This is a genomic window from Roseovarius sp. CAU 1744, assembly GCF_039839345.1.
In the GTDB taxonomy this organism is placed as follows: domain Bacteria; phylum Pseudomonadota; class Alphaproteobacteria; order Rhodobacterales; family Rhodobacteraceae; genus Roseovarius.
In genome coordinates this window covers 281536-304169 of sequence record NZ_JBDOQV010000001.1, presented here as the reverse complement: position 1 = coordinate 304169, position 22634 = coordinate 281536, and the positions used below count along the sequence as shown (strand labels likewise).

The 22634-nt window shown below is 62.3% G+C and carries 22 protein-coding genes; 15 read left to right on the top strand and 7 right to left on the bottom strand.

The window, feature by feature from the left end; translation table 11 throughout:
* Nucleotides 1–37 precede the first annotated feature (37 nt).
* The 3 genes from AAFO92_RS01525 to AAFO92_RS01515 are packed head-to-tail and all read left to right on the top strand — an operon-like array spanning nucleotide 38 to nucleotide 2592.
* Nucleotides 38–781: an NlpC/P60 family protein gene (locus AAFO92_RS01525; protein ID WP_347532742.1), complete on the top strand. Its 744-nt coding sequence runs from the start codon at nucleotides 38–40 to the stop codon at nucleotides 779–781.
* Nucleotides 778–1743 carry an agmatinase gene (speB, locus tag AAFO92_RS01520; protein WP_347532740.1) on the top strand — a complete coding sequence of 322 codons (966 nt, stop codon included), beginning with the start codon at nucleotides 778–780 and terminating at the stop codon, nucleotides 1741–1743. Before AAFO92_RS01525 ends, speB begins: the two co-directional genes overlap by 4 nt.
* Nucleotides 1744–1746: 3 nt before the next feature.
* Complete coding sequence (locus AAFO92_RS01515) at nucleotides 1747–2592, top strand: class I SAM-dependent methyltransferase (RefSeq protein ID WP_347532738.1); 846 nt, start codon at nucleotides 1747–1749, stop codon at nucleotides 2590–2592.
* On the opposite strand, the gene AAFO92_RS01510 is transcribed toward AAFO92_RS01515, so the two are convergent.
* From AAFO92_RS01510 to AAFO92_RS01485, 6 genes are all read right to left on the bottom strand, one after another.
* Nucleotides 2593–3027, bottom strand: a complete 435-nt coding sequence (locus AAFO92_RS01510; RefSeq protein WP_347532736.1) for a hypothetical protein — start codon at nucleotides 3025–3027, stop codon at nucleotides 2593–2595. It lies immediately after the preceding gene.
* Nucleotides 3024–3368 (bottom strand): DUF2794 domain-containing protein, encoded by a 345-nt coding sequence (locus AAFO92_RS01505; protein WP_347532735.1) that lies wholly within the window; start codon nucleotides 3366–3368, stop codon nucleotides 3024–3026. The genes AAFO92_RS01510 and AAFO92_RS01505 overlap by 4 nt, the downstream gene beginning before the upstream one ends.
* A 200-nt stretch (nucleotides 3369–3568) precedes the next feature.
* Nucleotides 3569–3742: a hypothetical protein gene (locus AAFO92_RS01500; RefSeq protein WP_347532734.1), complete on the bottom strand. Its 174-nt coding sequence runs from the start codon at nucleotides 3740–3742 to the stop codon at nucleotides 3569–3571.
* A 315-nt stretch (nucleotides 3743–4057) separates the two neighbouring features.
* Complete coding sequence (locus AAFO92_RS01495) at nucleotides 4058–4216, bottom strand: hypothetical protein (protein ID WP_347532732.1); 159 nt, start codon at nucleotides 4214–4216, stop codon at nucleotides 4058–4060.
* 151 nt (nucleotides 4217–4367) lie between these two features.
* Nucleotides 4368–4826 (bottom strand): DNA polymerase III subunit chi, encoded by a 459-nt coding sequence (locus tag AAFO92_RS01490; protein WP_347532730.1) that lies wholly within the window; start codon nucleotides 4824–4826, stop codon nucleotides 4368–4370.
* A 1-nt stretch (nucleotide 4827) separates the two neighbouring features.
* Nucleotides 4828–6300 (bottom strand): leucyl aminopeptidase, encoded by a 1473-nt coding sequence (locus AAFO92_RS01485; protein ID WP_347532729.1) that lies wholly within the window; start codon nucleotides 6298–6300, stop codon nucleotides 4828–4830.
* A 126-nt stretch (nucleotides 6301–6426) separates the two neighbouring features.
* Here AAFO92_RS01485 and lptF point away from each other — a divergent pair, with 126 nt between their 5' ends.
* The 12 genes from lptF (at nucleotide 6427) to AAFO92_RS01425 (ending at nucleotide 21243) form a co-directional block, all read left to right on the top strand.
* Nucleotides 6427–7566 carry an LPS export ABC transporter permease LptF gene (gene lptF / locus AAFO92_RS01480; protein WP_347532727.1) on the top strand — a complete coding sequence of 380 codons (1140 nt, stop codon included), beginning with the start codon at nucleotides 6427–6429 and terminating at the stop codon, nucleotides 7564–7566.
* Nucleotides 7563–8654, top strand: coding sequence for an LPS export ABC transporter permease LptG (gene lptG, locus AAFO92_RS01475; RefSeq protein ID WP_347532726.1), 1092 nt, complete (start codon nucleotides 7563–7565; stop codon nucleotides 8652–8654). Before lptF ends, lptG begins: the two co-directional genes overlap by 4 nt.
* Nucleotides 8651–10831, top strand: a complete 2181-nt coding sequence (lptD, locus tag AAFO92_RS01470) for an LPS assembly protein LptD (RefSeq protein ID WP_347532724.1) — start codon at nucleotides 8651–8653, stop codon at nucleotides 10829–10831. The genes lptG and lptD overlap by 4 nt, the downstream gene beginning before the upstream one ends.
* A gap of 5 nt (nucleotides 10832–10836) precedes the next feature.
* Nucleotides 10837–12078 carry a peptidylprolyl isomerase gene (locus AAFO92_RS01465; RefSeq protein ID WP_347532723.1) on the top strand — a complete coding sequence of 414 codons (1242 nt, stop codon included), beginning with the start codon at nucleotides 10837–10839 and terminating at the stop codon, nucleotides 12076–12078.
* A complete protein-coding gene (pdxA, locus tag AAFO92_RS01460) occupies nucleotides 12075–13043 on the top strand; it encodes a 4-hydroxythreonine-4-phosphate dehydrogenase PdxA (RefSeq protein ID WP_347532721.1) in 969 nt (322 codons plus the stop codon). The genes AAFO92_RS01465 and pdxA overlap by 4 nt, the downstream gene beginning before the upstream one ends.
* Complete coding sequence (gene rsmA, locus AAFO92_RS01455) at nucleotides 13040–13876, top strand: 16S rRNA (adenine(1518)-N(6)/adenine(1519)-N(6))-dimethyltransferase RsmA (RefSeq protein ID WP_347532719.1); 837 nt, start codon at nucleotides 13040–13042, stop codon at nucleotides 13874–13876. The genes pdxA and rsmA overlap by 4 nt, the downstream gene beginning before the upstream one ends.
* Nucleotides 13877–14104: 228 nt before the next feature.
* Nucleotides 14105–14446 (top strand): 5-carboxymethyl-2-hydroxymuconate isomerase, encoded by a 342-nt coding sequence (locus AAFO92_RS01450; protein ID WP_347532717.1) that lies wholly within the window; start codon nucleotides 14105–14107, stop codon nucleotides 14444–14446.
* Between the two features lie 18 nt (nucleotides 14447–14464).
* Nucleotides 14465–14779 (top strand): DUF1244 domain-containing protein, encoded by a 315-nt coding sequence (locus tag AAFO92_RS01445; RefSeq protein WP_347532715.1) that lies wholly within the window; start codon nucleotides 14465–14467, stop codon nucleotides 14777–14779.
* 52 nt (nucleotides 14780–14831) lie between these two features.
* On the top strand, nucleotides 14832–15848 hold the full coding sequence (locus AAFO92_RS01440) for a GlxA family transcriptional regulator (protein WP_347532713.1): 1017 nt from the start codon (nucleotides 14832–14834) through the stop codon (nucleotides 15846–15848).
* A 78-nt stretch (nucleotides 15849–15926) separates the two neighbouring features.
* Nucleotides 15927–16970 carry an efflux RND transporter periplasmic adaptor subunit gene (locus tag AAFO92_RS01435; RefSeq protein ID WP_347532711.1) on the top strand — a complete coding sequence of 348 codons (1044 nt, stop codon included), beginning with the start codon at nucleotides 15927–15929 and terminating at the stop codon, nucleotides 16968–16970.
* A gap of 10 nt (nucleotides 16971–16980) precedes the next feature.
* A complete protein-coding gene (locus AAFO92_RS01430; RefSeq protein WP_347532709.1) occupies nucleotides 16981–20013 on the top strand; it encodes an efflux RND transporter permease subunit in 3033 nt (1010 codons plus the stop codon).
* A gap of 42 nt (nucleotides 20014–20055) precedes the next feature.
* Nucleotides 20056–21243, top strand: coding sequence for a patatin-like phospholipase family protein (locus AAFO92_RS01425; RefSeq protein WP_347532707.1), 1188 nt, complete (start codon nucleotides 20056–20058; stop codon nucleotides 21241–21243).
* Between the two features lie 96 nt (nucleotides 21244–21339).
* On the opposite strand, the gene gltS is transcribed toward AAFO92_RS01425, so the two are convergent.
* Nucleotides 21340–22542 (bottom strand): sodium/glutamate symporter, encoded by a 1203-nt coding sequence (gene gltS / locus AAFO92_RS01420; RefSeq protein ID WP_347532706.1) that lies wholly within the window; start codon nucleotides 22540–22542, stop codon nucleotides 21340–21342.
* Nucleotides 22543–22634 lie beyond the last annotated feature (92 nt).

Sequence of the window (22634 nt, the reverse complement as noted above, 5' to 3'; positions counted from 1 at the left end):
AGGTCAAGTGGACGCGTTGCGGTTCACTGATGGCGAATTGAAGCGCGTCTCAGAACCGGTGGTCAATATCTACAAAGAAACCACCGGCGGTTTGATGCGGCAAGCGCTCCTGGGAGAGCCGGTACGGGTTCTGGAGATCGCCAACATGAAGGCGTTTGGCCGGGCCGAGAACACCGGATATGTCGGGTTGTTTGCCCCGTCGCTGGCCACCTGGGTCGAGCCGACGCACGTGGTGCGCAGTCGAGCGACTTTCCTGTTTGAGGCGCCAGACATCAAGAGCCCTGATCCCGTTGCGATCTCCTGCGGAAGCCATCTGACAGTAGAGGGCCAGGAAGGGCGTCTTGTCCGGACCGATGACGGCAAATACGTCATTTCCGATCATCTGCGACCTGTGAACGAGCCTGAACAAGATCCTGTTGCCGTGGCGGAACGTTTCCTTGGCACACCCTATCTCTGGGGCGGCAATTCCGCGTTCGGCATCGACTGTTCGGGGCTGGTGCAGGCCGGGTGTCTTGCCTGTGGCATCCCCTGCCCCGGCGACAGTGACATGCAGGCGGCGGAACTGGGTGAGCCTCTGGACGGGGAGGATCCGCTGAGGCGGGGCGATCTGCTGTTCTGGAAGGGACACGTGGCCTGGGTTGCAGACGCGGACACGATCCTGCACGCCAATGCCCATCACATGGCCGTGGCGTTCGAGCCGATGCAGGCGGCCATCGCACGTATCGAAACGCAGGGCGACGGCCCGGTGATAGCGCGCAAACGTCTGGGAGGACTGACATGAGCGACCCGTTTTTCCACCCCGTGTCGGGGTTCGACCTGCCGCGTTTTGCCGGCGTGCCGACCTTCATGCGCCTGCCGCATGTGCCGCAGGGGCATGACCGCTTTGGCGATGTGCAGATCGGGCTGATCGGCGTGCCGTGGGACAGCGGCACCACAAACCGGCCCGGCCCCCGCCACGGGCCGCGGCAGCTGCGCGATGCCTCGACGATGATGCGCGCACAGCACGCGGTCAGCGGCGTGCGCCCGTTCGAGGCTGCAAATTGCGCCGATCTGGGCGATGTCGGCCCGAACCCCGCCGATATTCTGGACAGCATGGAGCGGATCACAGCGTTCTACGATCAGGTGATGGCGGCCAGTATCGTGCCGCTGACAGCAGGAGGGGATCACCTGACCTCCTTGCCGGTGCTGCGGTCGCTGGCCAAGGTGCACGGGCCCATGGGCATGGTGCATTTCGACAGCCACACGGACCTTTTTCATTCCTATTTCGGCGGTACGATGTACACCCACGGCACCCCGTTCCGCCGCGCGGTGGAAGAGGGGTTGCTGGACCCGAAACGCGTGGTCCAGATCGGGCTGCGCGGCACCATGTACGATACCGAGGATCGCGATTTCGCCGCCGCCAACGGCATCCGCCTGATCCTGATCGAAGAGTTCCACGCCCGCGGGGTCGAGGACGTGATGGCCGAGGCGCGCGAAATCGCGGGCAGTGGCAAGACCTATGTCAGTTACGACATTGATTTCGTTGATCCAACCTTCGCGCCGGGCACCGGCACGCCCGAGGTGGGTGGCCCCAACAGCTATCAGGCGCTTCAGGTCTGTCGCGAATTGGCGGGGCTGGACATCGTCGGCGCCGACATGGTCGAAGTGTCCCCGCCCTTCGACACTTCCGGCGGCACTGCCTTTCTGGGGGTGTCGATCATGTACGAGATCCTGTGTGTGATGGCAGCCCGGGCCGGGGCCTGACAGATGCCTGACAGCCGCGGAACAGATCAGGCCGAATACTGGCGATCGGCCCAGCAATGGGTGGATTTCCAGGACATGCTGGATACGCTGATGCAGCCGGTGCTGGACCGCCTGCTGACAGAATCAGCGCTGAAACCCGGCACCCGAATACTGGATATTGGCTGCGGCACCGGCGCCAGCACCATGGCAGCGGCGCGGCTGGTTGCGCCCGATGGGCACGTGACCGGCGCCGATATCTCGGACATCATGCTGGCACTCGCGCGCGAGCGGACAGATGCGGCCGGGCTGGAGAACGTCACCTATCTTGAAGGTGACGCGCAGACCTTTCCCCTGGGCGAGACGGCTTTCGACACGGTCATCTCGCGCTTTGGGGTGATGTTTTTCGACGATCCGGTCGCCGCCTTTCGCAATATCGCCCGGGCGGTCAGGCCGGGCGGCCGAATGGTCTTTCTGGCCTGGGGGGCGTTGGCGGACAACCCGTGGTTCGCCTTGCCGCGGCAGGCTGCGGTAGATGTGTTAGGCACCCCGCCACCGGTCGACCCGCGCGCACCGGGGCCGATGGCGTTCTCCGACAAGGATTACGTGGCAGGCATCCTGCGCGACGCGGGGTGGCGGGATGTCGATATCCCGGACGTGAGCGTGGAGTTGACACCCCGGGGCGGAGTTTCAGATGTGGCGGCCTTTGCCACGCAGGTAGGGCCGGCGTCGCGGATCATCAAGGATCTGGGCGGTACAGCCGACGACGCCGCAAAAATCGAGACCCGGGTCACAAAGGCCATGACCCGGTTTGACACGGGCGCTGGCATTCGGGTTCCGGCAACGCTCAACTTGGTGCGGGCGATGCGCTGATCACTCGCGGTCGATGCGCAGGAAAACAAGGCTCTGCCCCAAGGCCGCCTTGTCCTTGAGAGATACGGATATCACCATATTCCCACGCCGGAAGCGGTGGAGAAGATAGCTGTCTGGGTGGTTGACCGCAGTGTCGGCGGGCAGAATGGCGATTTCGTCAAGACAGGTCCGGATGTCGTCGCTCAACGCCCGGAAGGCAGCACCGGCCGCCGCATCACGATAGGAGTATTGCCAGAGGCACAGATAGGTTTTCCCGCCGCGCTCATCATCCGCGATCGTGCACTTGTCTGCAGTCGTAAGAATTTCAGCAGGAGCGGTATCGGGAAACCGGGCCTCGGCAGACGCCAAGAGCTTGCGCAATTCGGCACAGCGGTCCGCGGCGCTCACCATCACCGGTGCAATGGACAGGCACAGCGCGGCGGCGCACAGGTTCATTTCACGGCGCGGATCAGCTTGCGTTCCAGTACCCTGAGCACGGTCTTCAGGTCAGAGCCGCGTTTGAGAACCTGACCTTCGGGACCGATAATGGCGTATTCGCCCTGCCTCAGCCGCAGTTTCGGCCGCTTTTCGATCCGGTAGAGCGGGGTTTCGGCGGTACGTCGGAAAACCGAGAAAACCGCCACATCCCGAAGACAGGAGATCCCGTAGTCGCGCCATTCCCCTGCCGCGACCATGCGGCCGTAAAGGGAAAGAATGACGGAGAGTTCGCTACGGTGAAAGGCAACCTGTCTGGTTCCTTGCGGCCCCGGAAACGGGGTAAGGGACTGAAAGCTCATGGCGCCAGTTTGCGCCAAATCTCCGGGTAATCAAGGATTTTTGCAGACCGGCTCAATCACTGATGCCAATAATCCCCGGATTGCACATCCGGTCCATCCGTGACGCTTGAAGGCCCTTGGGTATACAGGCCCCCGAAACGTCGATCAGTCGAGGTGTTTCGAGGGCCGGTAGTTGCGGTTATCCGGGCGATATCACGCAATCAGGACGTGGCGTCCGCCGCCACCCGGTGACGCCGGAACAGGCCTGTCACCGAATTTGCAACTGCGCGCAGCATCTTCGCCATATGGTCGGCCCGCATCTGATGGGCCACCGCGATGGCGCGCTCGATATCTCGTTGTGTCGGGGTCGCGCCGATTTTGGGTTCGTGAGCCATGATCTTTTCTCGTTTCTGAGTCAAAGTGGTTCCTCCCACGGCTGCAAAGATGTTCATTCTCGCGCGAAAGGCAAATCATAGCCGCTATGCGCCACCGAGGTATCTCTGGCGGCGGCGCGTTTTGCGATGCCACGGCACCATCCTGCGACAGGTTGCCAAGGCCCCGCATGGGCCCGGTGACAGCTGTTTCCTCCGCGATGGGGGCGGCTTGTCGTCAGCTGTCACCGGGAATGACGTGAGGTATTTTTTGCCCGTAGAACAAATGCTTACCGGGGGTCATGCCGCGTAGCACGGCAAAGTCAAAGGGCGGCGGGATCAGTTTGCGACCATCGTCTTTTCTTTGGTGACGGTTTCCGCGGTAGATTTGTCCTTGGGAAAGTTCAGGGTCGGCGTGGTTGAACTGATGAACGAGCCAAAGGCCATCGACATGGATGCGGACAGCGACAGGGTCAGTGCAAGTACGAGGGTTTTCATGATCTTGATCTCCTTCAGAATCAGGGTTTCCTGGGTTGGTTTCTGTACAGGAGATATGGCGGTGCCATGTTTCAGTCGGACGTCGCCAACGAGCCGAGTTTGTTTCAATCGGGTAAGTAAATGTATCAGAACGCCGCGGGCGTGCTGTGCGCTATTTCTCGGCTTTCTTTTCCCAGCGGCCGCTTGCTTCGGACCAGTATTGCGCCGCGCAGCCCGCATCGGTCAGCGCCTTCCACTGGCCGCGCGCGACATCAAGCGCGGCCGGATCATTGCCGTCAAAAAGAACGCAGACACGCTCCATGCTTGCAACCTCTTCGGCGGTGATGTCGGCGCCATCCACGCTCATCAGGCAAGTGGCACCGTTGGGCATGTCTGCAGAAGTGGTCAGCAGCACGGGTTGGTCCGCCTCGTGCGGTTTGCCGGCCCGGCCATGCGGCAGAAAGCCCTCTTCGGGTCCAAGCCACAACTTCTCGTCCAGCCAATCCATCCGCGCCGCATCACGCCCGCGCACCGCCACGCGCCAGCCCGCCTCCATCGCCTTGCCCAGCAGCATGGGCAACGTGGCCTCGACCGGGCCGCGCGTCAGGTGATAGAAATAGGCGGCGCCCAAATCAATCGCCCTCGTAGGTGTCCGCCACCAGCCGGTTCAGCGCCATGACCCCCCAACCGGTCGCTCCCTTGGGGGCATAGGTGGTTTCGGATTTCACCGAGGCCACCCCGGCGATGTCCAGGTGAATCCACGGGCAATCCTCCTTGACGAACCGCTTGAGGAACTGCGCCGCGGTGATCGAACCCGCCGGTCTGCCGCCGACGTTTTTCATGTCTGCGATCTGGCTCTTCAGCAGGTCATCATAGGCCTTGCCCATCGGCATCCGCCAGGCGCCTTCGCCCTCGGCCTCGGCGGATTTGAGGAAATTCCTTGCAATCGTGTCGTCATTCGAAAAGACGCCCGCGTTCTCATGACCCAGGCCGACGATGATCGCGCCGGTCAGGGTGGCCAGATTGATCATGCCGGCGGGGCCGTATTTTTCCTGCGCGTACCAAAGCAGATCGGCCAACACCAGACGCCCTTCGGCATCGGTGTTGATGATCTCGACCGTGTCGCCCTTCATCGAGGTGACGACATCACCGGGGCGCGTGGCGCGGTCCGAGGGCATGTTCTCGACTAGCCCGACCAGACCGACGATATTCGCCTTGGCCTTGCGCAGCGCCAGCGTGCGCATGACGCCCGCCACGACGCCCGCACCGCCCATGTCCATGGTCATGTCCTCCATGCCGGCCGCGGGCTTCAGGCTGATCCCGCCCGTGTCAAAGACGACGCCCTTGCCGACCAGCGCCAGCGGTGCGTCGCCCTTCTTGCCGCCGTTCCATTCCATGATCGCGACCTTGGAGGGGGTGATGCTGCCATGCCCGACCGAAAGCAGCAGGTTCATGCCCAGTTTGCCCATCTCGTCTTCGTCCAGAACGGTGATCTTGAGGCCAAGATCCTTCATCGCCGCGATCCGGTCGGCGAATTCGGTCGTGGTCAGGTGGTTGGCAGGTTCGCTGACAAGATCGCGGGTAAAGAAAACGCCCTCGGCCACGGCCAACGCGGCGGCGGCCTCGTCCTTGGCCTCATCGGGTTTGGCGACCATCATGCTGAGCGCGCCTGCATCCTTGTCTTCGGCGGTTTTGTGGGCAGTGAATTCATAGGCGCGCAGCACGATGCCCAGCATCAGGTCTACTGGCCGGCGCACCTGACCGGCAAGTACCAGCAATGCGGATTTACCCTTGGCCTTGCCCAGCGCGACACCGGCCTTGCGCAGTTCGTCCTGCTTGGCGGCGCGCGGCAGGCAGATCACGTCCAGCGCGTCGGCGGCCATGCCGGTGGGCCAGGCGATGGTGACAAGATCGCCTGGTTTCTTTTTCTCCCAGGTCTCGCTGTCGACCAGCCTGCCCAGCGCGCCCTTGGTCAGCTTGTTGACGCGGCGCGCGCCAGCATCCAGCTTGCCGTCCGGGGTGACAATCACAGCCACACGACCCGTCGCGCCGGCGATCTGTTCAATGTTCGTTTCCTGAAATTCCACCGAAACCGGACTGGTCATGCGTCTGCTCCTATCTGCTGTTGCCCCAGTCCTAGCGTGCCATTGCCGACATTGCCAGATAGCAGTTTTCCCGGACGATCAATTCCGTTAGTCTCCGCCCGATAAGGCAGTTGATGGGGGATACGTGTGACCAGATTCGACAGATATATGCTGTCGCAATTCATGGTGCTTTTCGGATTCTTCGCGCTTGTGCTGGTGGCGATCTTCTGGATCAACAAGGCGGTGCGCATGTTCGACCGCCTGATCGCCGACGGGCAGCCTGCCTGGGTGTTCCTTGAATTCACCGCACTGACCCTGCCCGGGGTGATCGGAATCGTCCTGCCGATCGCGGCCTTTGCCGGCGCGGTCTATGTCACCAACCGGCTGAGCACTGAAAGCGAGCTGACGGTGATGCAGGCCACGGGATATTCGCCCTATCGGCTGGTGCGCCCGGTAATGGTCTATGGCGTCATCATTGCTGTGATGATGTCGATCCTGACGCATTTCCTGATCCCGGCCAGCCTGTCGCAGCTGAAACAGCGCCGCGCCGAGATCAGCCAGAACATCACCGCCAAACTGCTGACCGCCGGGGAGTTCCTGCATCCGGCCCCGGGCATCACCTTCTATATCCGCCACATCACCCCGGTTGGCGAGTTGCAGAACGTCTTTCTCTCGGATCGGCGCGACCGGGCGAACCCGGTGGCCTATACCTCGTCCACAGCCTATCTGGTGCAGGAGGGCGGCGGCACCAAGCTGGTCATGGTCAAGGGCTTGGCCCAGAACATGAACCGCCAGGACAACCGGCTGTTCACCACGCATTTCGATGACTTCTCCTATGACATCAGCTCGCTCGTGTCGCGCGATGCGATCAGCCTGAACGATGTCAGCTTTGCCAGAACGTCTGACCTTCTGTACCGGCCCGACGAGGTCGCCGCGGGCGCGGGCATCCGGCTGGGTGAGGTCGCCTACGAAGCCCATAACCGTTTTGCGCAGGCGTTGATGTGCATCGTCGCGGCCACGGTGGGTTTTGCCTGTCTGCTATTGGGCAATTTCAGCCGGTTCGGTGTCTGGCGGCAGATCATCGCGGCCTTTTTCCTGCTGGTCGGGATAAAGGTGATCGAGGGGGTGGTGTCGGGCCCGGTTCTGTCCAATGCCGCGCTGTGGCCGCTGCTGTATCTACCGGTGGCAACCGGCGGCCTGCTGACCCTTATCCTGCTTTATGTCGCCGCCAATCCGGGATTTTCCCGATTCCTCAGGCGCCGCCCGGCCGGCGGAGACGCCGCATGATCCTGCACTTCTACTTTGCCCGCCGGTTCCTGTGGACCTTCCTGAGCATCTTCTTCGTCTTTGTCGTGCTGCTGGGCCTGATCGACCTGGTGGATGAACTGCAGGATTTTCCGGATCTGGCTTTTGGCGACGTGCTGGAAATCGTGCTGCTGAAACTGCCCAAGGCGAATTACGAAATCCTGCCGCTGATCGTTATCCTGGCGGCGGTAGCACTATTCGTTCGGCTGGCTCGGTCGTCCGAACTCGTGGTGGTGCGGGCGGCGGGCAGATCGGCGCTGGCCAGCCTTTTTGCACCGCTATGCGTGGCCGCCATGATCGGCATACTGTCGGTCACGATGTTCAACCCCATCGTCGCGGCCTCGTCCAAACGTTACAATGATCTGGTCAACACCTATGTCGGCTTCGGATCGAACGTGCTGGCAATTTCGGTCGAGGGGCTGTGGCTGCGCCAGGGCACTTCAGAGGGTCAGACCGTGATTCACGCGGCGCGGGCCAGCTCGGATGTCAGTGTCCTGTTCGATGCGACCTTCGTTTCCTTCTCTCCGGAAGGAGAACCTCTGACCCGGATCGCCGCGCGCAGCGCGACACTGGCAGATGGCGAATGGCAACTGGCGGATGCCAAGCAATGGAACTTGCGGCGCGGCCGCAATCCCGAATCCGAGGCGATCGTCAGCGAGGCGATGGCCATTCCGTCATCGCTGACCCAGGCGCGGATCGTCGAGAGCTTCGGCAAACCTGAATATATCCCGATCTGGGATCTGCCGCGGTTCATCAGCCAGCTGGAACAGGCCGGTTTTTCCGCCCGCCGCTACGAGATGTGGTTCCAGATGGAGCTGGCCCGCCCGCTGTTTCTGACCGCGCTGGTGCTGGTTGCCGCGGCCTTTACGATGCGCCACACGCGGCTGGGCCACACCGGCGTTGCGGTGCTGACGGCGGTGATGCTGGGCTTCAGCCTGCATTACGTCCGCAATTTCGCGCAGATACTTGGCGAGAACGGACAGATTCCAATCCTGCTGGCGGCCTGGGCGCCACCGGTTGCCTCGTTGCTCTTGGCGCTCGGCATCCTTCTGCATATGGAGGACGGATGAAACATTCGTCCCACCTGCTGGTCGCCCTGCTTACGCTGCTGGCCTGGCCCGTCGTCGCGACGGCCCAGGATTTGCCCGATCCGGGGGCGCTTCTGGTGGCGGACGAGGTGTATATCACCGGCGACAAGAAACTGGTCGCCGAAGGCAATGTCGAGGCGATCTACAAAGGCCAGCGCTTGCAGGCGCGTTCAGTCACCTATGACCGCACCGCCGAAACCCTGCAGATCGAAGGGCCGATCATCCTGGATGACGGCGAGAATACGCTGGTGCTGGCGCATTCCGGCGAGCTGGACCGCGAGTTCCGCAATGGAGTCCTGAGCGGCGCACGTGTCGTGTTCGACGATCAATTGCAGATGGCCGCGCATGAGTTGACCCGGGTCGAGGGGCGCTACACGCAGCTTTACAAGGTTGCCGTCACCTCTTGCCGGATCTGCCACGAGGGCAACAAGCCGCTCTGGCAGATAAGGGCGCGGCGGGTGATCCATGACCAGGAAGAACGCCAGCTGTATTTCCACGATGCGCAGCTCAGGGTGCTGGATGTGCCCATCGTCTACCTGCCACGGCTGCGCCTGCCGGATCCGACCCTGGAACGCGCCACCGGCTTCCTGATCCCGTCGGTTCACAGCTCGACCGAGCTTGGGTTTGGCGTGAAGGTGCCCTATTTCATCAAACTGGGCGATCACCGCGACCTGACCCTGACGCCCTTTATCGCCACCAAGTCCACGACGCTCGAGTTCCGCTATCGCCAGGCGTTCCGCAACGGCAATATCGAGGTCAACGGGGCGGCATCGAATGACCGCGCCGGAAATCGCACCAATCGCGGCTATCTGTTCATCGACGGCAATTTCAACCTGCCGCGCGATTTCGTTCTGAGATTCGACCTCGAGACGGTCAATGACGACGAATATCTCGAGGATTACGGGATCACTGCCAAGAACAGGCTGGACAGTGAAATCTCGATTTCCCGTGCCCGGCGCAACGAGTTCATCCGCGGCGCGATCACCCATTTCAAGACCCTGGTCGTCGGTGAGAACAACTCAACCTTCCCCACGATTGTCGGCAACGCCGAATACGAACGGCGTGTACCGTTGAAACGGCTGGGCGGCGAATTGCGCTTCGGCCTCGAAGCGCATTCACATTTCCGCAGCTCGGACTTGCAGGTTGACGGGCTGGATGTCGACCGGTTTGCAGACGGGCGTGATGTCAGCCGGCTGACGGCCAGCGCCGATTGGTACCGCAGTTGGATCCTGCCCCATGGCATCCACACGCAGTATCAGACGGGCCTTGCGTTCGACACGTTCCGCATCGCACAGACCGGCGGCACATCTATGTCGCGGGCAAGCGAGGTAACGCCGTCTTCGTCGCTGGTCTTCCGAATGCCGCTGATCAAGACGACAGCCACCGGTGCCACCCATGTGATCGAACCCATGCTGCAACTGGCCTGGGTCGGCGGCAGCAATCCGGACGTGCCCAACGATGAAAGCACGCGGGTCGATTTCGACGAGGGCAACCTGCTGTCGATCTCGCGTTTCGCCGCGCCGGACCGGCGTGAACGCGGGGCCAGCCTGGCGTATGGCATCAACTGGACGCGCCACGATCCGCGCGGCTGGAGATCATCACTGACCTTCGGCCAGGTGATCCGTGACGAAACCCTGCTGGAGGTCAATGGCGAAACCAGCTTCACCAATGCCTCGGGGCTTCAGGAAAAAATTTCGGACTACCTGATTGCCGGGCAGCTGAAGATGCCGAACGGAATCTCCTTTACCGCCCGCAGCATCTTTGACGACGCCTTTGACGCCACCAAGGCCGAGGCGCGCGCCAACTGGCGCAACAAGAGGGCGGATATCGGCGCGACCTTCATCTGGTTGCAGGCAGACCCGGCCGAGGCACGCGCGCGGACGATTTCCGAATGGGCTTTCGACGGCAGCTACCGTTTTGCGCGGCACTGGACGGGCAGTGCGGAATGGCGCTATGACGTTGTCACAGACAGAAGCGTCCGGGCCGGTGTCGGGTTGACATACACCAATGAATGCGTGGAAATCGAGCTTTCGGCCTTACGCCGTTTCACGACTTCCACTAATCTGGAGGCATCGACCGATATCGGCCTCACCATCGGACTCCGAGGTTTCAGTACGAAAACCGAGGACAAGTCCTATGTTCGGAGTTGCAGGAACTAAGCAGTATGAGAACCAAGATGCGTAAATCCCTTGCCCCGCTGTTCCGGGCCGTGGCGCTGGCAGGTCTGGGCGCGCTCGCCGCCGTGCCGGCGGTGGCGCAGAACCTGTTCGAAACCGTCATCACGGTGAACGATCAGTCGATCACCCGCTACGAGCTTGAACAGCGCGCACGCATGTTGTCACTGTTCCCCTCGCCCGGCGATCCCCGGCAGCTTGCCCGCGAACAGCTGATCGAAGACCGGCTGAAACTGGATGCGGCGCTGGCCAACGGCATCATCGTCGAGGACGAGGATGTGCGCGCCGGGATGGAGGAATTCGCCAGTCGGCTGAATATGAACCTCGAGCAGATGCTCCGTGCCCTGGCCGGCGCCGGTGTAGACGAGCCGACCTATCGCGAGTTCGTGCGCGCGGGACTGAGCTGGCAGGAACTGACCCAGACGCGGTTCGCAGGCCGCGTATCGGTCAGCGAATCCGATCTGGAACGCGCCAAATCCGCCGTTTCCGGCCAGACCGGCGTGCGGGTGTTGCTGTCGGAAATCATCATGCCCACCAGCGGCGTGAACCCGCAGGTGGCACAGGAACGTGCGGCGCGCATCTCGGAGCTTACGTCCGAGGCCGCCTTTTCCGCCGAGGCGCGGCGCTATTCGGCCACCCAGACCGCATCCAGGGGCGGGCGGCTGCCGTGGCAGTCGATCACCGACCTGCCGCCGGTGTTGCGTTCCCTTGTGCTGGCCCTGGCGCCGGGCGAAGTGACGGATCCGCTGCCGATCCAGGGCGCCATCGCCCTGTTCCAGCTGCGCGACATCGAAGAGCTTGAAACCCCCGCGCCCGAATATTCCGCCATTGAATATGCGACCTATTACATCGACGGCGGGCGCAGCGATCAGGCCCTGGCCCGCGCCGCCCGCATCAAGGCCGATGTCGATACCTGCGACGATCTTTACGGTGTTGCCCACGGGCAGCCTGACTCCGTTCTGGACCGCGACACCAAAGCGCCCGGAGAGCTGCCTACTGACATCGCCATCGAGCTGGCCAAGCTGGACCCGGGCGAGGTGTCCACCACGCTGACCCGCGCCAACGGGCAGACGCTTGTGTTCCTGATGCTCTGCGGGCGCACCCCCGAACTGGCCGAGGACGGCCCCTCGGAAGAGGACCTGACGGGTTTCATTCGCAACCAACGCCTGAGATCTTTCTCGGACGGGTACCTGGAACAATTGCGGGCCGAGGCGCGGATCGTCGAAAAATGACACGTCCCGTCGCGCTCAGCTGCGGCGAACCGGCAGGCGTCGGGCCCGAACTCGCGCTTCGCGCGTGGGAAATACTCGGCCCCGGCCTGCCGTTCTTTCTGATCGGCGATCCCGCGCATTTGCCGGGCGCGCCCATCGTGGAAATCACCGAACCGTCCGAGGCGGCGCATGCCTGTGAATCTGGTCTGCCGGTACTGCCGCATGTGTTCGATGGTCCGCTAACCCCCGGCACGCCGAACCCGTCCCATGCGCAGGGTGTGATCGACGTGATCGCCCGCGGTGTCGACCTGGTGCAATCGGGGGCGGCCTCGGCGCTCTGCACCGCGCCGATTCACAAGCAGGCATTGCAGGATGGGGCCGGGTTCGCCTATCCGGGCCATACAGAATATCTGGCGGCGCTGGCGGGTGTCGAAGATGTGGTGATGATGCTGTCCAGCGACCAGCTGCGCGTCGTTCCCGCAACCATCCACATTCCCCTGTCACAGGTTCCGGCACGCCTGACGCCCGCACGGCTTGAGGCCACGATCCGCGTGACCCATGCCGCCCTGATCCGCGATTTCGGCATTGCCGCCCCGCGCATCGCCGTGGCCGGTCTGAACCCCCACGCGGGCGAGGCGGGCAAGATGGGACGCGAGGAGATCGACATGATCGCGCCTCTGCTGGGGCGTCTGCGCGCCGACGGTCTGGACCTGCGCGGCCCGCTGTCGGCGGACACGATGTTTCACGCCGCCGCCCGCGCCCGCTATGACGCGGCGATCGCGATGTATCACGACCAGGCGCTGATCCCGATCAAGACACTGGATTTCGACCGGGGCGTGAACGTGACGCTTGGCCTGCCCTTCATCCGCACCTCGCCCGACCACGGTACGGCGCTGGACATCGCCGGGAAGGGAAAGGCCAACCCCACCTCGCTGATCGAAGCGCTGAAGATGGCCGCCCGCTTGGCGGCAGTACGCGCAGCATGAGCGTCGACGATCTGCCCCCCCTGCGTCAGGTGATCGCCGCGCATGATCTGGCGGCGCGCAAATCGCTGGGGCAGAACTTTCTGCTGGACCTGAACCTGACCGCCAAGATCGCGCGGCAGGCGGGCGACCTGAGCCAGTGCGACGTGCTGGAGATCGGCCCCGGCCCCGGCGGGCTGACAAGGGGGTTGCTGGCCGAGGGCGCGCGGCGCGTTCTGGCCGTGGAAAAGGACGCCCGCTGCCTGCCGGCGCTGGACCAGATTGCGCAGGCCGCGCCCGGGCGGCTTCAGGTCATCAATGCCGATGCGCTGGACCTGGACCCTCTGGCTTATCTGACACCGCCGATCCGGGTCGCGGCCAACCTGCCATATAACATAGGCACCGAACTCTTGGTGCGCTGGCTGACCCCGCCAGACTGGCCGCCCTTCTGGCAAAGCCTGACGCTGATGTTCCAGCGTGAGGTGGCCGAGCGGATCGTTGCCCAACCCGGCAGCAAGGCCTATGGCAGGCTGGCGGTGCTGGCGCAGTGGCGATGCGAGGCGCGGATCGTCATGACCCTGCCGCCCGATGCCTTCACCCCGCCGCCCAAGATTTCCAGCGCGGTCGTCCACCTGGCGGCCCTGCCAGAGCCGCGTTTCGAGGCGGATCAGAAGCTGCTGGAAATGGTCGTGGCCCGCGCCTTCAACCAGCGCCGCAAGATGCTGCGGGCGGCTCTCAAGGGGTTGACGCCGGATATCGAAGACCGGCTGATCGCCGCCGGCATCAAGCCGACCGACCGGGCGGAAACGGTGGGGTTGGAACAGTTCTGTGCGCTTGCACGGCAATTGGAATCCTAGAAAGCCCGCCACGTGGACGAGCCCGGCATCATGCCCCCATGATTTCCAGCACCCCGTGACGGTAGCAAGGACCGGGCCGGCGTTTGCGGCTTGTTTCTGGCTTGGTGCCACCTCTCCAACAGCGGCGAACCGTTCAAACGGGGCCATCATGACCGCCAACCCGGCAATTTCCCGGTTGCACACGCCACGCATCCGCGCCTTTATCGCTGCAAAACCCAGAGGTGTGACATGCCGCATATCGTTATCGAACATTCCAAAGGGCTGGAGGACAGCCATGATCTGCAGGCGCTCTGCGAGGCCCTGTGGCAGGCCTTTGCCAGGCACCCGTCGGTCAACGGGCCCCATACGGTGCGGGTGCGGACCATTGCGGCAACGGCGTCGCGTATCGGGGTGGAGCCACAGAGCTTTGCCCATGCGACCCTGCTCCTTCTGCCCGGTCGTGACGAGGCGACACGCGCGGATCTGGCGCAGATCACGATGGAAGCGCTGGAAGCGGCGCTAGCGGATGTCGGCAGCCTGACCGTGCGCCTTACGGACTTGAACCAGCCCTATCTCAAGCGCATGTTGTAACGCAAAAGGAGAGCCCACATGGACGACCAGACCCGGATCGAGCTTGAAGCCGCCGCGTTTCGCGCCCTGCGCGAACACCTGATGGAAAAACGCACGGACGTGCAGAATATCGACATGATGAACCTTGCCGGCTTCTGCCGCAACTGCCTGAGCCGCTGGTACCAGGAGGCGGCCAACGAGCGCGGCATCGACATGAACAAGTCCGAAGCGCGCGAGATTTTCTATGGCATGACGATGGACGAGTGGAAGGCCACTTACCAGACCGATGCGTCAGGCGAAAAACAGGAAGCCTTCAAGAAGTCCTTTGCGGAGAATGTCGGCGACAAGGGCTGAACCATCGGCGCGGCAGCTTTTCAGACCGGGCGTTTTCCGATAAGTTTCCCGGATGACCAAGCGTAGCTTTGTCCCCAGGGGCGCCGCCAGTTTTCGCGTGGATTTCGACGGCCCGCCCCGGGATTTCTATTTCCTGCTGCTGCCGCGCCTGACCATGCTGGCCTTCAGCTCGGCGGTCGAGCCGCTGCGGGTGGCCAACCAGGTGGCCAACAGTGAACTCTACCGTTGGTTCGTGATGTCACAGGACGGCGCGCCGGTGCGGTGCTCCAACGGGATCCTGATCACGCCGGATTCGGGCCTGCAAAACGTGCCAAAAAACGCCGTCGCCTTTGTCTGCGCCGGGACCGAGCCCACCGGCAGCGTCAGCAGCAAGGCGGTTGCCTGGATCAGCCGCCAGCGTGCCTTTGGCTGCCAGGTCGGGGGCATCTGCACGGGGGCATTTTCCCTGGCCAAGGCCGGGCTGCTGGATGGCAGGCGCTTTACCCTGCACTGGGAGAACCAGCCAGCCTTCAGGGAGAGCTTCGACGGGCTGGAACCCACCGGCAATCTTTATGAAAACGACAGGGGTCTGATGACCTGTGGTGGCGGCAGTGCGGCCACCGACATGATGCTGGCAGTGATCGAACAGGATCACGGCAAGGATCTGGCCGTTGTCGTGGCGGACATGTGCATTCATCATCGCAGCGACAGCCGCGAGGCGCCGCAGAAATCGGCCTATTCCGTCGGGCTGAGCAGCCGCAACCCACACCTGATCGCCGCCATGCAATTCATGGAGAAAAACCTGGAATCTCCGGTCGAGATCGACGAGCTGGCACAACAGACGGGGATATCGCGCCGCCAGCTTGAACGCCTTTTCAAGCGCCATGTCGGCCTCAGCCCGGCGCAGTTCTACATCGAACAACGGGTGGCCCGGGCCCATGCCCTGCTGAACGAGACCGCGATGTCGGTGAATGAGATCGCCATCGCCACCGGCTTCAGCAGTTCATCGCAACTTTCGCTACGGTTCAGAAAACGCTATGGAAAATCGCCAGGGGCGTTCCGGAAAAGCTGGGCTGAGGACGGGAACTAGGCTTTCGGATGGTCATGGCGGTTGCCCGGCCAACCGATTCGAGTTACTTGGCAGCATATCTTGTCTGGAGATACGCAAATGAGCCATTTTCAGAAGTTTGTCATAGCTGCCTCTATCGGTCTGGCTTCGGTCGCACAGGCACAGGACGCCCCTAAACTTGCGAAAATCATCACCGTCTCGTCGCAAAGCGGTGACGTCACCCGCCAGTTTTTCGGCCGTGTCGTCGCCAAGGAAACGGTCGATCTTGCGTTTCAGGTCGGCGGACAACTGGTCGACCTGACGGCAATCGAAGGCGAGACGATCCGCGAGGGTGATCTGATTGCAAAACTCGATGCCGAACCGTTCGAGCTGGCGCTTGATCAGGCGATCGCGAACAAGGAACAGGCAGAGCGAACACTTGAACGGCTTGAGACGCTGAAGGACAGCAACACGGTCAGCCAGGTTTCGGTCGACGATGCGCGGACGGCGGCGGAACTGGCGGATATTGCTGTGCGTGACGCGCAGAGGTCACTGCGGCATTCCGAGCTTCATGCGCCCTTTGATGCCTTGGTGGCCACCCGGAACGTGGCAAACTTTTCCACCGTTGATGCCGGCACGCCGATTGTCCGGTTGCATGACATGTCAGAGCTGCGCGTTGAAATCGATGTGCCTGAGATCTTGTTTCAGCAGGCCGGTCGCGACCCGGCCGTCGACCTTCAGGCGAAATTCCCAGCAAGCGAGAAGCAATACCGGCTGGAACCGCGAGAATTCAATGCCGAGACTTCGCAGGTGGGCCAGACATTTCAGATAACGCTGGGAATGGCGCCACCCAAGGACATTGTTGTCCTGCCCGGTTCATCGGTCACGGTCACGGTGGACATCAAGAGCGGTGACAGGCGCATCATCATTCCCGCATCTGCCGTGGCGACATCGAACGACGGATCGACGCATGTGATGGTGTTTGAGGATGGAGAGGACGGCGTTGGCGTCGTCACCTCGGTTCCGGTTGAAATCCGCCCAACGCAATTCGGCGCAACCGAAGTCATTTCCGGGCTCGTCGATGGTCAGGCAATCGTGGCCAGCGGTGTAACGCAACTCGAATCCGGCGACCGCGTCCGACGTTTCGCCGGCTTTGCGAACTGACGATCACCTCATGGATATCGCGCGCGCATCAATCGACCGGCCACTTTACACCTGGATCGTCATCCTGGTCTGCCTGCTTGGCGGCATCTGGGGCTTCCTCTCGCTCGGGCGTCTGGAGGATCCGGCATTCACCATCAAGACGGCGGTGGTCGTGACACAATATCCCGGCGCCTCCGCCGAGCAGGTGGCACGGGAAGTTTCCGAACCGCTGGAATCAGAAATCCAGAAGATGGGCGAGGTCAAGGAGATCGAGTCCATGAACCAGCCTGGCCAGTCCCGGATCAAGGTGGACATGAAGGATGAATTCGACGGCACGGAATTACCGGCAATCTGGACGAAACTCCGGAACCGCGTGGGCGAGGCACAATTGCCCGCCGGAACATCCGCACCCTTCGTGAATGACACTTTCGGCGATGTTTACGGCCTGTACTATGCTGTTTCGGCGCCGGGGTACGAGAATGGCGAGATTTATGACCTGGCGACGTTTCTGAGGCGGGAAATACTGGCCGTTGACGGCGTGGCCGATGTGGAGCTTTCGGGGGTTCCCAACGAAATCATCTATGTCGAGCCGGATCTGGTCCTGACCACCAATCTGAATGTTGCCCCGGCCGCGATCCAGTCCGCGCTTGCAGGCGCCAATACGGTTATCGACGGCGGCTCGCTGCAGAGCGTCGAGGGACGGACGCTGATCCAGGCGCCACAAGGCAAGGACAGCGTGACCGAGATTGCCGGCCTTGCCCTGGGTGTCGGCGGCGAGGTGCTCAACATCCGCGATTTCGCGCATGTGCACCGGACGCGCGAACAGAACCCGAGCCTCTATATTCGTCACAATGGAATCGACGCTTTCACGCTGGGCGTCTCCGGCATCAGCACGGAAAACATCGTCGATGTCGGCAAGCGGGTTGATGCCAAGCTGGCAGAGCTTCAGCCGCAGATCCCGATTGGCGTAACGCTGAGCCCGATCTATCAGCAGCACGTCGTGGTCGATGCCGCGTCGAACGATTTTCTGGTCAATCTCGCGATGTCGGTCAGCATCGTTGTCATCGTACTTGCGCTTTTCATGGGCTGGCGTGCCGCGATCGTGGTCGGCACGACCCTGCTTCTGACGGTTGTCGGAACCTTGCTGTTCATGGCGTTCTTTTCGATCGAGATGGAGCGCATTTCGCTGGGCGCGCTGATCATCGCAATGGGCATGTTGGTCGACAATGCGATCGTGGTGGCCGAGGGGATGCAGATTTCGATGGCCCACGGCCAGTCGTCGCGCGATTCTGCCCAAGAGGCAGGCCGCAAGACGCAGATCCCGCTGCTGGGGGCGACGGTGATCGGGATCATGGCATTTGCCGGGATCGGGCTGAGCCCGGACGCCACCGGTGAATTCCTGTTCTCGCTCTTCGCGGTGATCGGTATTTCGCTGCTGCTGTCCTGGGTTCTGGCCCTGACGGTGACGCCGCTTCTGGGGCATTACTTCTTCAAGGTGGGCAGCGCCGGGGAAGAAGACGCCTATGGCGGGCTTTTGTTCCGCGCCTACGGGGCCACGCTTCGGGCATGTCTCAAATTCTGGTGGCTGGTGATCCCCGGGCTGATCGCGGTGACCTTTGCGTGTTTCGCGATGTTCGGCCAGATCAAGCAGCAATTCTTTCCCGACAGCAACACGCCGCTGTTCTTCGTCCATTACAAGCTGCCGCAGGGGGCGTCGATTCACGAAACATCGCGCGACCTGGGTATCCTCGAAGACTGGCTGGCGGAACAGCAAGAGGCGGTTTCCTACACGGCCTATGTGGGCGGCGGCGCGGCCCGGTTCATGCTGACCTACGACGCCGAAGACCCCAACCCCAGCTATGGCCACATCATCGTGCGTACCGGGACCATCGAAACGATTGCGCCCCTGATCGCGAAGATGAAGGAATTTGCCGGCACAGCATTGCCGCAGGGCGAGTTCCGGGCGAAACGGCTGGCGTTCGGTCCCGGTGGCGGGGCGCCGATCCAGGTTCGTTATTCGGGGCCCGAGCCGGAAGTCTTGCGGAACCTGGCCGACGGCGCGATCAGGGCGCTGACCGACACGTCGGACAATATCGTGTCCCCGCGTGTCGACTGGCGGGAAATGGAGCAGGTGCTGCGGCCCGTATATGCGGATGACCGCGCGCAAGAAGCCGGCATATCCCGCGATGACATCACCGATACGCTGCGCTTTGCGACCGAGGGCATCAGCTCGGGCGTCTATCGTGAACGCGAACGCCAGATACCGATTGTCCTGCGGACGCCGTCCCAATCCGGTATCGCGCTGACCGATCACGTCGTCTATTCCGAAAGTGGCGGCGATTTCGTTCCCTTCGACCAGGTCACCGACGGGCTGATATTCGAGCCGCAGAACACGCTCGTGATGCGGCGCGACAGGGTCTATACGATCACCGTCGAGGCCGAGATACCCACCGATTTCACCGCCGCGCAGGTCCAGGGTGAAATTCAGGACATCATCGAGGCGACGCCGCTGCCTGCAGGCTACCGGATGGAATGGGGGGGCGAGTACGAAAGCTCGACAGACGCCCAGGCAAGCCTGGCAGCGCAGCTGCCGATGAGCCTGATCATCATGGTGCTGATCACGGTGCTGCTGTTCAATGCCCTGCGCCAGACCCTGATCATCTGGCTGCTCGTCCCGATGAGCATCAACGGTGTCAGCCTGGCGCTGCTGGGAACCGGATTGCCATTTACATTCACCGCCCTGCTGGGCCTGCTGTCGCTGTCAGGTATGCTGATCAAGAATGGTATCGTGCTGGTCGACGAGATCGACAACGTGCGCGCGGACAAGCCCGATTGGCCATTGGACAAGGCGATCGTGACCGCATCGACATCGCGTCTGCGCCCGGTGATCCTGGCCGCCGCGACGACGATTTTGGGGATGATGCCGCTGGTGTTCGATGCCTTCTTCAAGTCGATGGCGGCAACGATCATGGGCGGGCTGGCCTTTGCCTCGATTCTCACCCTGATCGCGGCGCCCGTTTTCTATTACGTCCTGTTCCTGCAAGGCCGGCGGAAAGCGACCTAGCGGCATGTGGCTTGGCAGGCGACAAGGCGGCGCTGCAGAACGATGACGTTCGGGATGTGCCTTCGGCGGGCCGCGCTGCTGCTGGCGATGTGCGTTCTGGCCGCTTGCTCGATACATGACCGCAGCAGGATTGCGGTGCCGGAAAAGCGCGTGGCGGCGTTTCATCCGGTTGGCGTGCCCCCCACGATCCGGACCTATGGTGACGCGTTCGACCTGGATGTCGATGCCCTGATTGCGGAATACCGCGCGGCGCTTCGGCGGTTTCCCAAATCAGACGGCCTGAACATACTCGCGCTTTCCGGCGGAGGGCCGGACGGCGCTTTTGGCGCGGGTGTCCTTGCCGGCTGGACCCAGAGCGGCACAAGACCGGAATTCGATATCGTGACGGGAATTTCGACAGGTGCGATCATCGCCCCCTTCGCCTTTCTGGGACCGGAATACGACCAGGCTCTGCGCCGGTTCTATACCCAGACACGAACGCGTGAAATTGCTAGATTCCGGATATTGGGCGCCTTGATTGATGGCGGATATGTCGCCGACAGCGCCCCCTTGGCGGCCGCGATCGAACGCGAACTGACCGATGAGGTGATCGCGGCCATCGGGCGCAGGGCGGCAGGCGGTGCGGAACTTCTGATCGGGACGACGAATATTGACGCCGAACGGCCGATCATCTGGGATATCGGTGAACTCGCGCAGCTTGGCACCCCGGAAGCCAACCAGCTTATCAGGAATATCGTGCTTGCCTCGGCCTCGATCCCAATCCTGTTCAAGCCGGTTCCGATTCAGGTCACCGACGGCACCGAGATTCGCGAAGAGCTTCATGTCGATGGCGGCCTGACGCAGGAGGTCTTTGTCTATCCGCTCGAAGTGCCGATGCGCCGGATATTGCGCGAAACCGGTTTCGAAGGGCGGCGCAATACGATCTGGATAATCCAGAACAAAAGCATATGGCCGAATTACGAACCACAGAACACGCGCCTGCCGCGCCTGGTTTCGCGAACGGTCAATCTGCTTATCAAGTCGCAAACGCGGGGGGATATCGGGCGCATTCTGGCGTTGGCCAAGCGCGATGGTTTCCGCGTCAACGGCCTGGTTATCCCGCCGGACTTCGACGCAGAGCAAAGCGAACTCTTTGATCCGGTCTACATGACCAAGCTATACAACCTAGGCTTCAGGCACGGGGCCGACCGGCAAAGCTGGTACAGAAAGCTGGAAGACCTGTTGCGGTAGCGCGCTGCCCGCCGACACCAGGATCGGCAGGCCTAAGTTGCACGTCGTTACGAGGCTGGCGCGCGCCCCGGCTGCGCCATGTCATCGCCGCGCAGTTCACAACGACGCGAACAGCTGGATGATGAAGGCGTTTGCGATATCCACGAAAAACGCGGAAACCAACGGCAGAATAATGAATGCAACCGGCGCGGGGCCATAGCGTTTCGTCACCGCCGTCATGTTGGCGATGGCGGTGGGCGTGGCGCCAAGGGCGAAACCACCGAAACCTGCGGCCAGGACCGCGGCACGATAGGTTGCTCCCATCGCGGGAAACAGCACAAAGACCGTAAACGCCACGGTCAGCACGACCTGCGCACCCAGAACGGCAAAGAGCGGTCCCGCCAGCCCGGCCAGGGTCCAAAGTTTCATGCTCATCAGCGACATCGACAGGAACACGCTGAGCGTGAAATCCGAGACCAAGGCCAGAACCGGTGTCCCCGTCACGCCCGGAAGCTTCGGCAAGAGCAGCGGTTGAAGGTTTGCGATCAGGATGCCCATGATCAGGCAGGGCACGAAGAGCGGCAGTTTCACGCCCATCGCGGCGATTTGGAGGTTGATCACATATCCCGCAATCATCGCGACATTCGCCGTCAACAGCGTGTGCATCAGCGCAACGTAGCCGAATTTTGGGGCATCGCCGGACTCATTCGCGACCCCGACGATGTGATCGGCGTCCTCGTCTCGCGGCGTCAGCTTGCGCCTTTCGATCAGCAGCCTGGCGATCGGCCCGCCGACCAGCGCCGCCAGGATCAGCCCGACTGTTGCCGCGGCGATGCCCATCTCGGCGGCGCCATCGACACCCAGGGCGGCTATCTCCGGCCCCCAGGCGATTGCGGTGCCGTGCCCGCCGATCAGCGAGGCGGAGCCGACCAGAACGGCACTTGCGGCCGGCAGCCCGAAAGCCGTCACGCCGAACAGGCCGACAAGATTCTGCAGCACCATGAAGGCAAGGGTCAGCGCCAGCAGAATCGCCAGCGGCCGACCACCGCGCAACAGCTCTGAGAACCTGGCGTTCAGACCGATCGTGGTGAAGAACAGGGTCAGCAACACATCGCGGGTCTCAAGCTCGAAGGTGATTTCGCGGCCCGATGCCAGATGCGCGATCCAGACCACGATCGCGACCGCAAGCCCGCCCGATACGGGCTCTGGTATGTTGAAATTGCGCAGCAGGGCATAGCGGCGCGTCAGCCCGGCACCAATGAAGTAGACAATCATGCCAAGCGTGAAGGCAATGAAATCGGGAACTACAATCGCGTCCATCTATGTCTCTGTTCGTTTGCTTGGCGCTTTGTCGTGAACGCGGCGTCCGGGTCATTGGCAGGCTGGTCCAGGATTGCGGACGGGACGGTGAC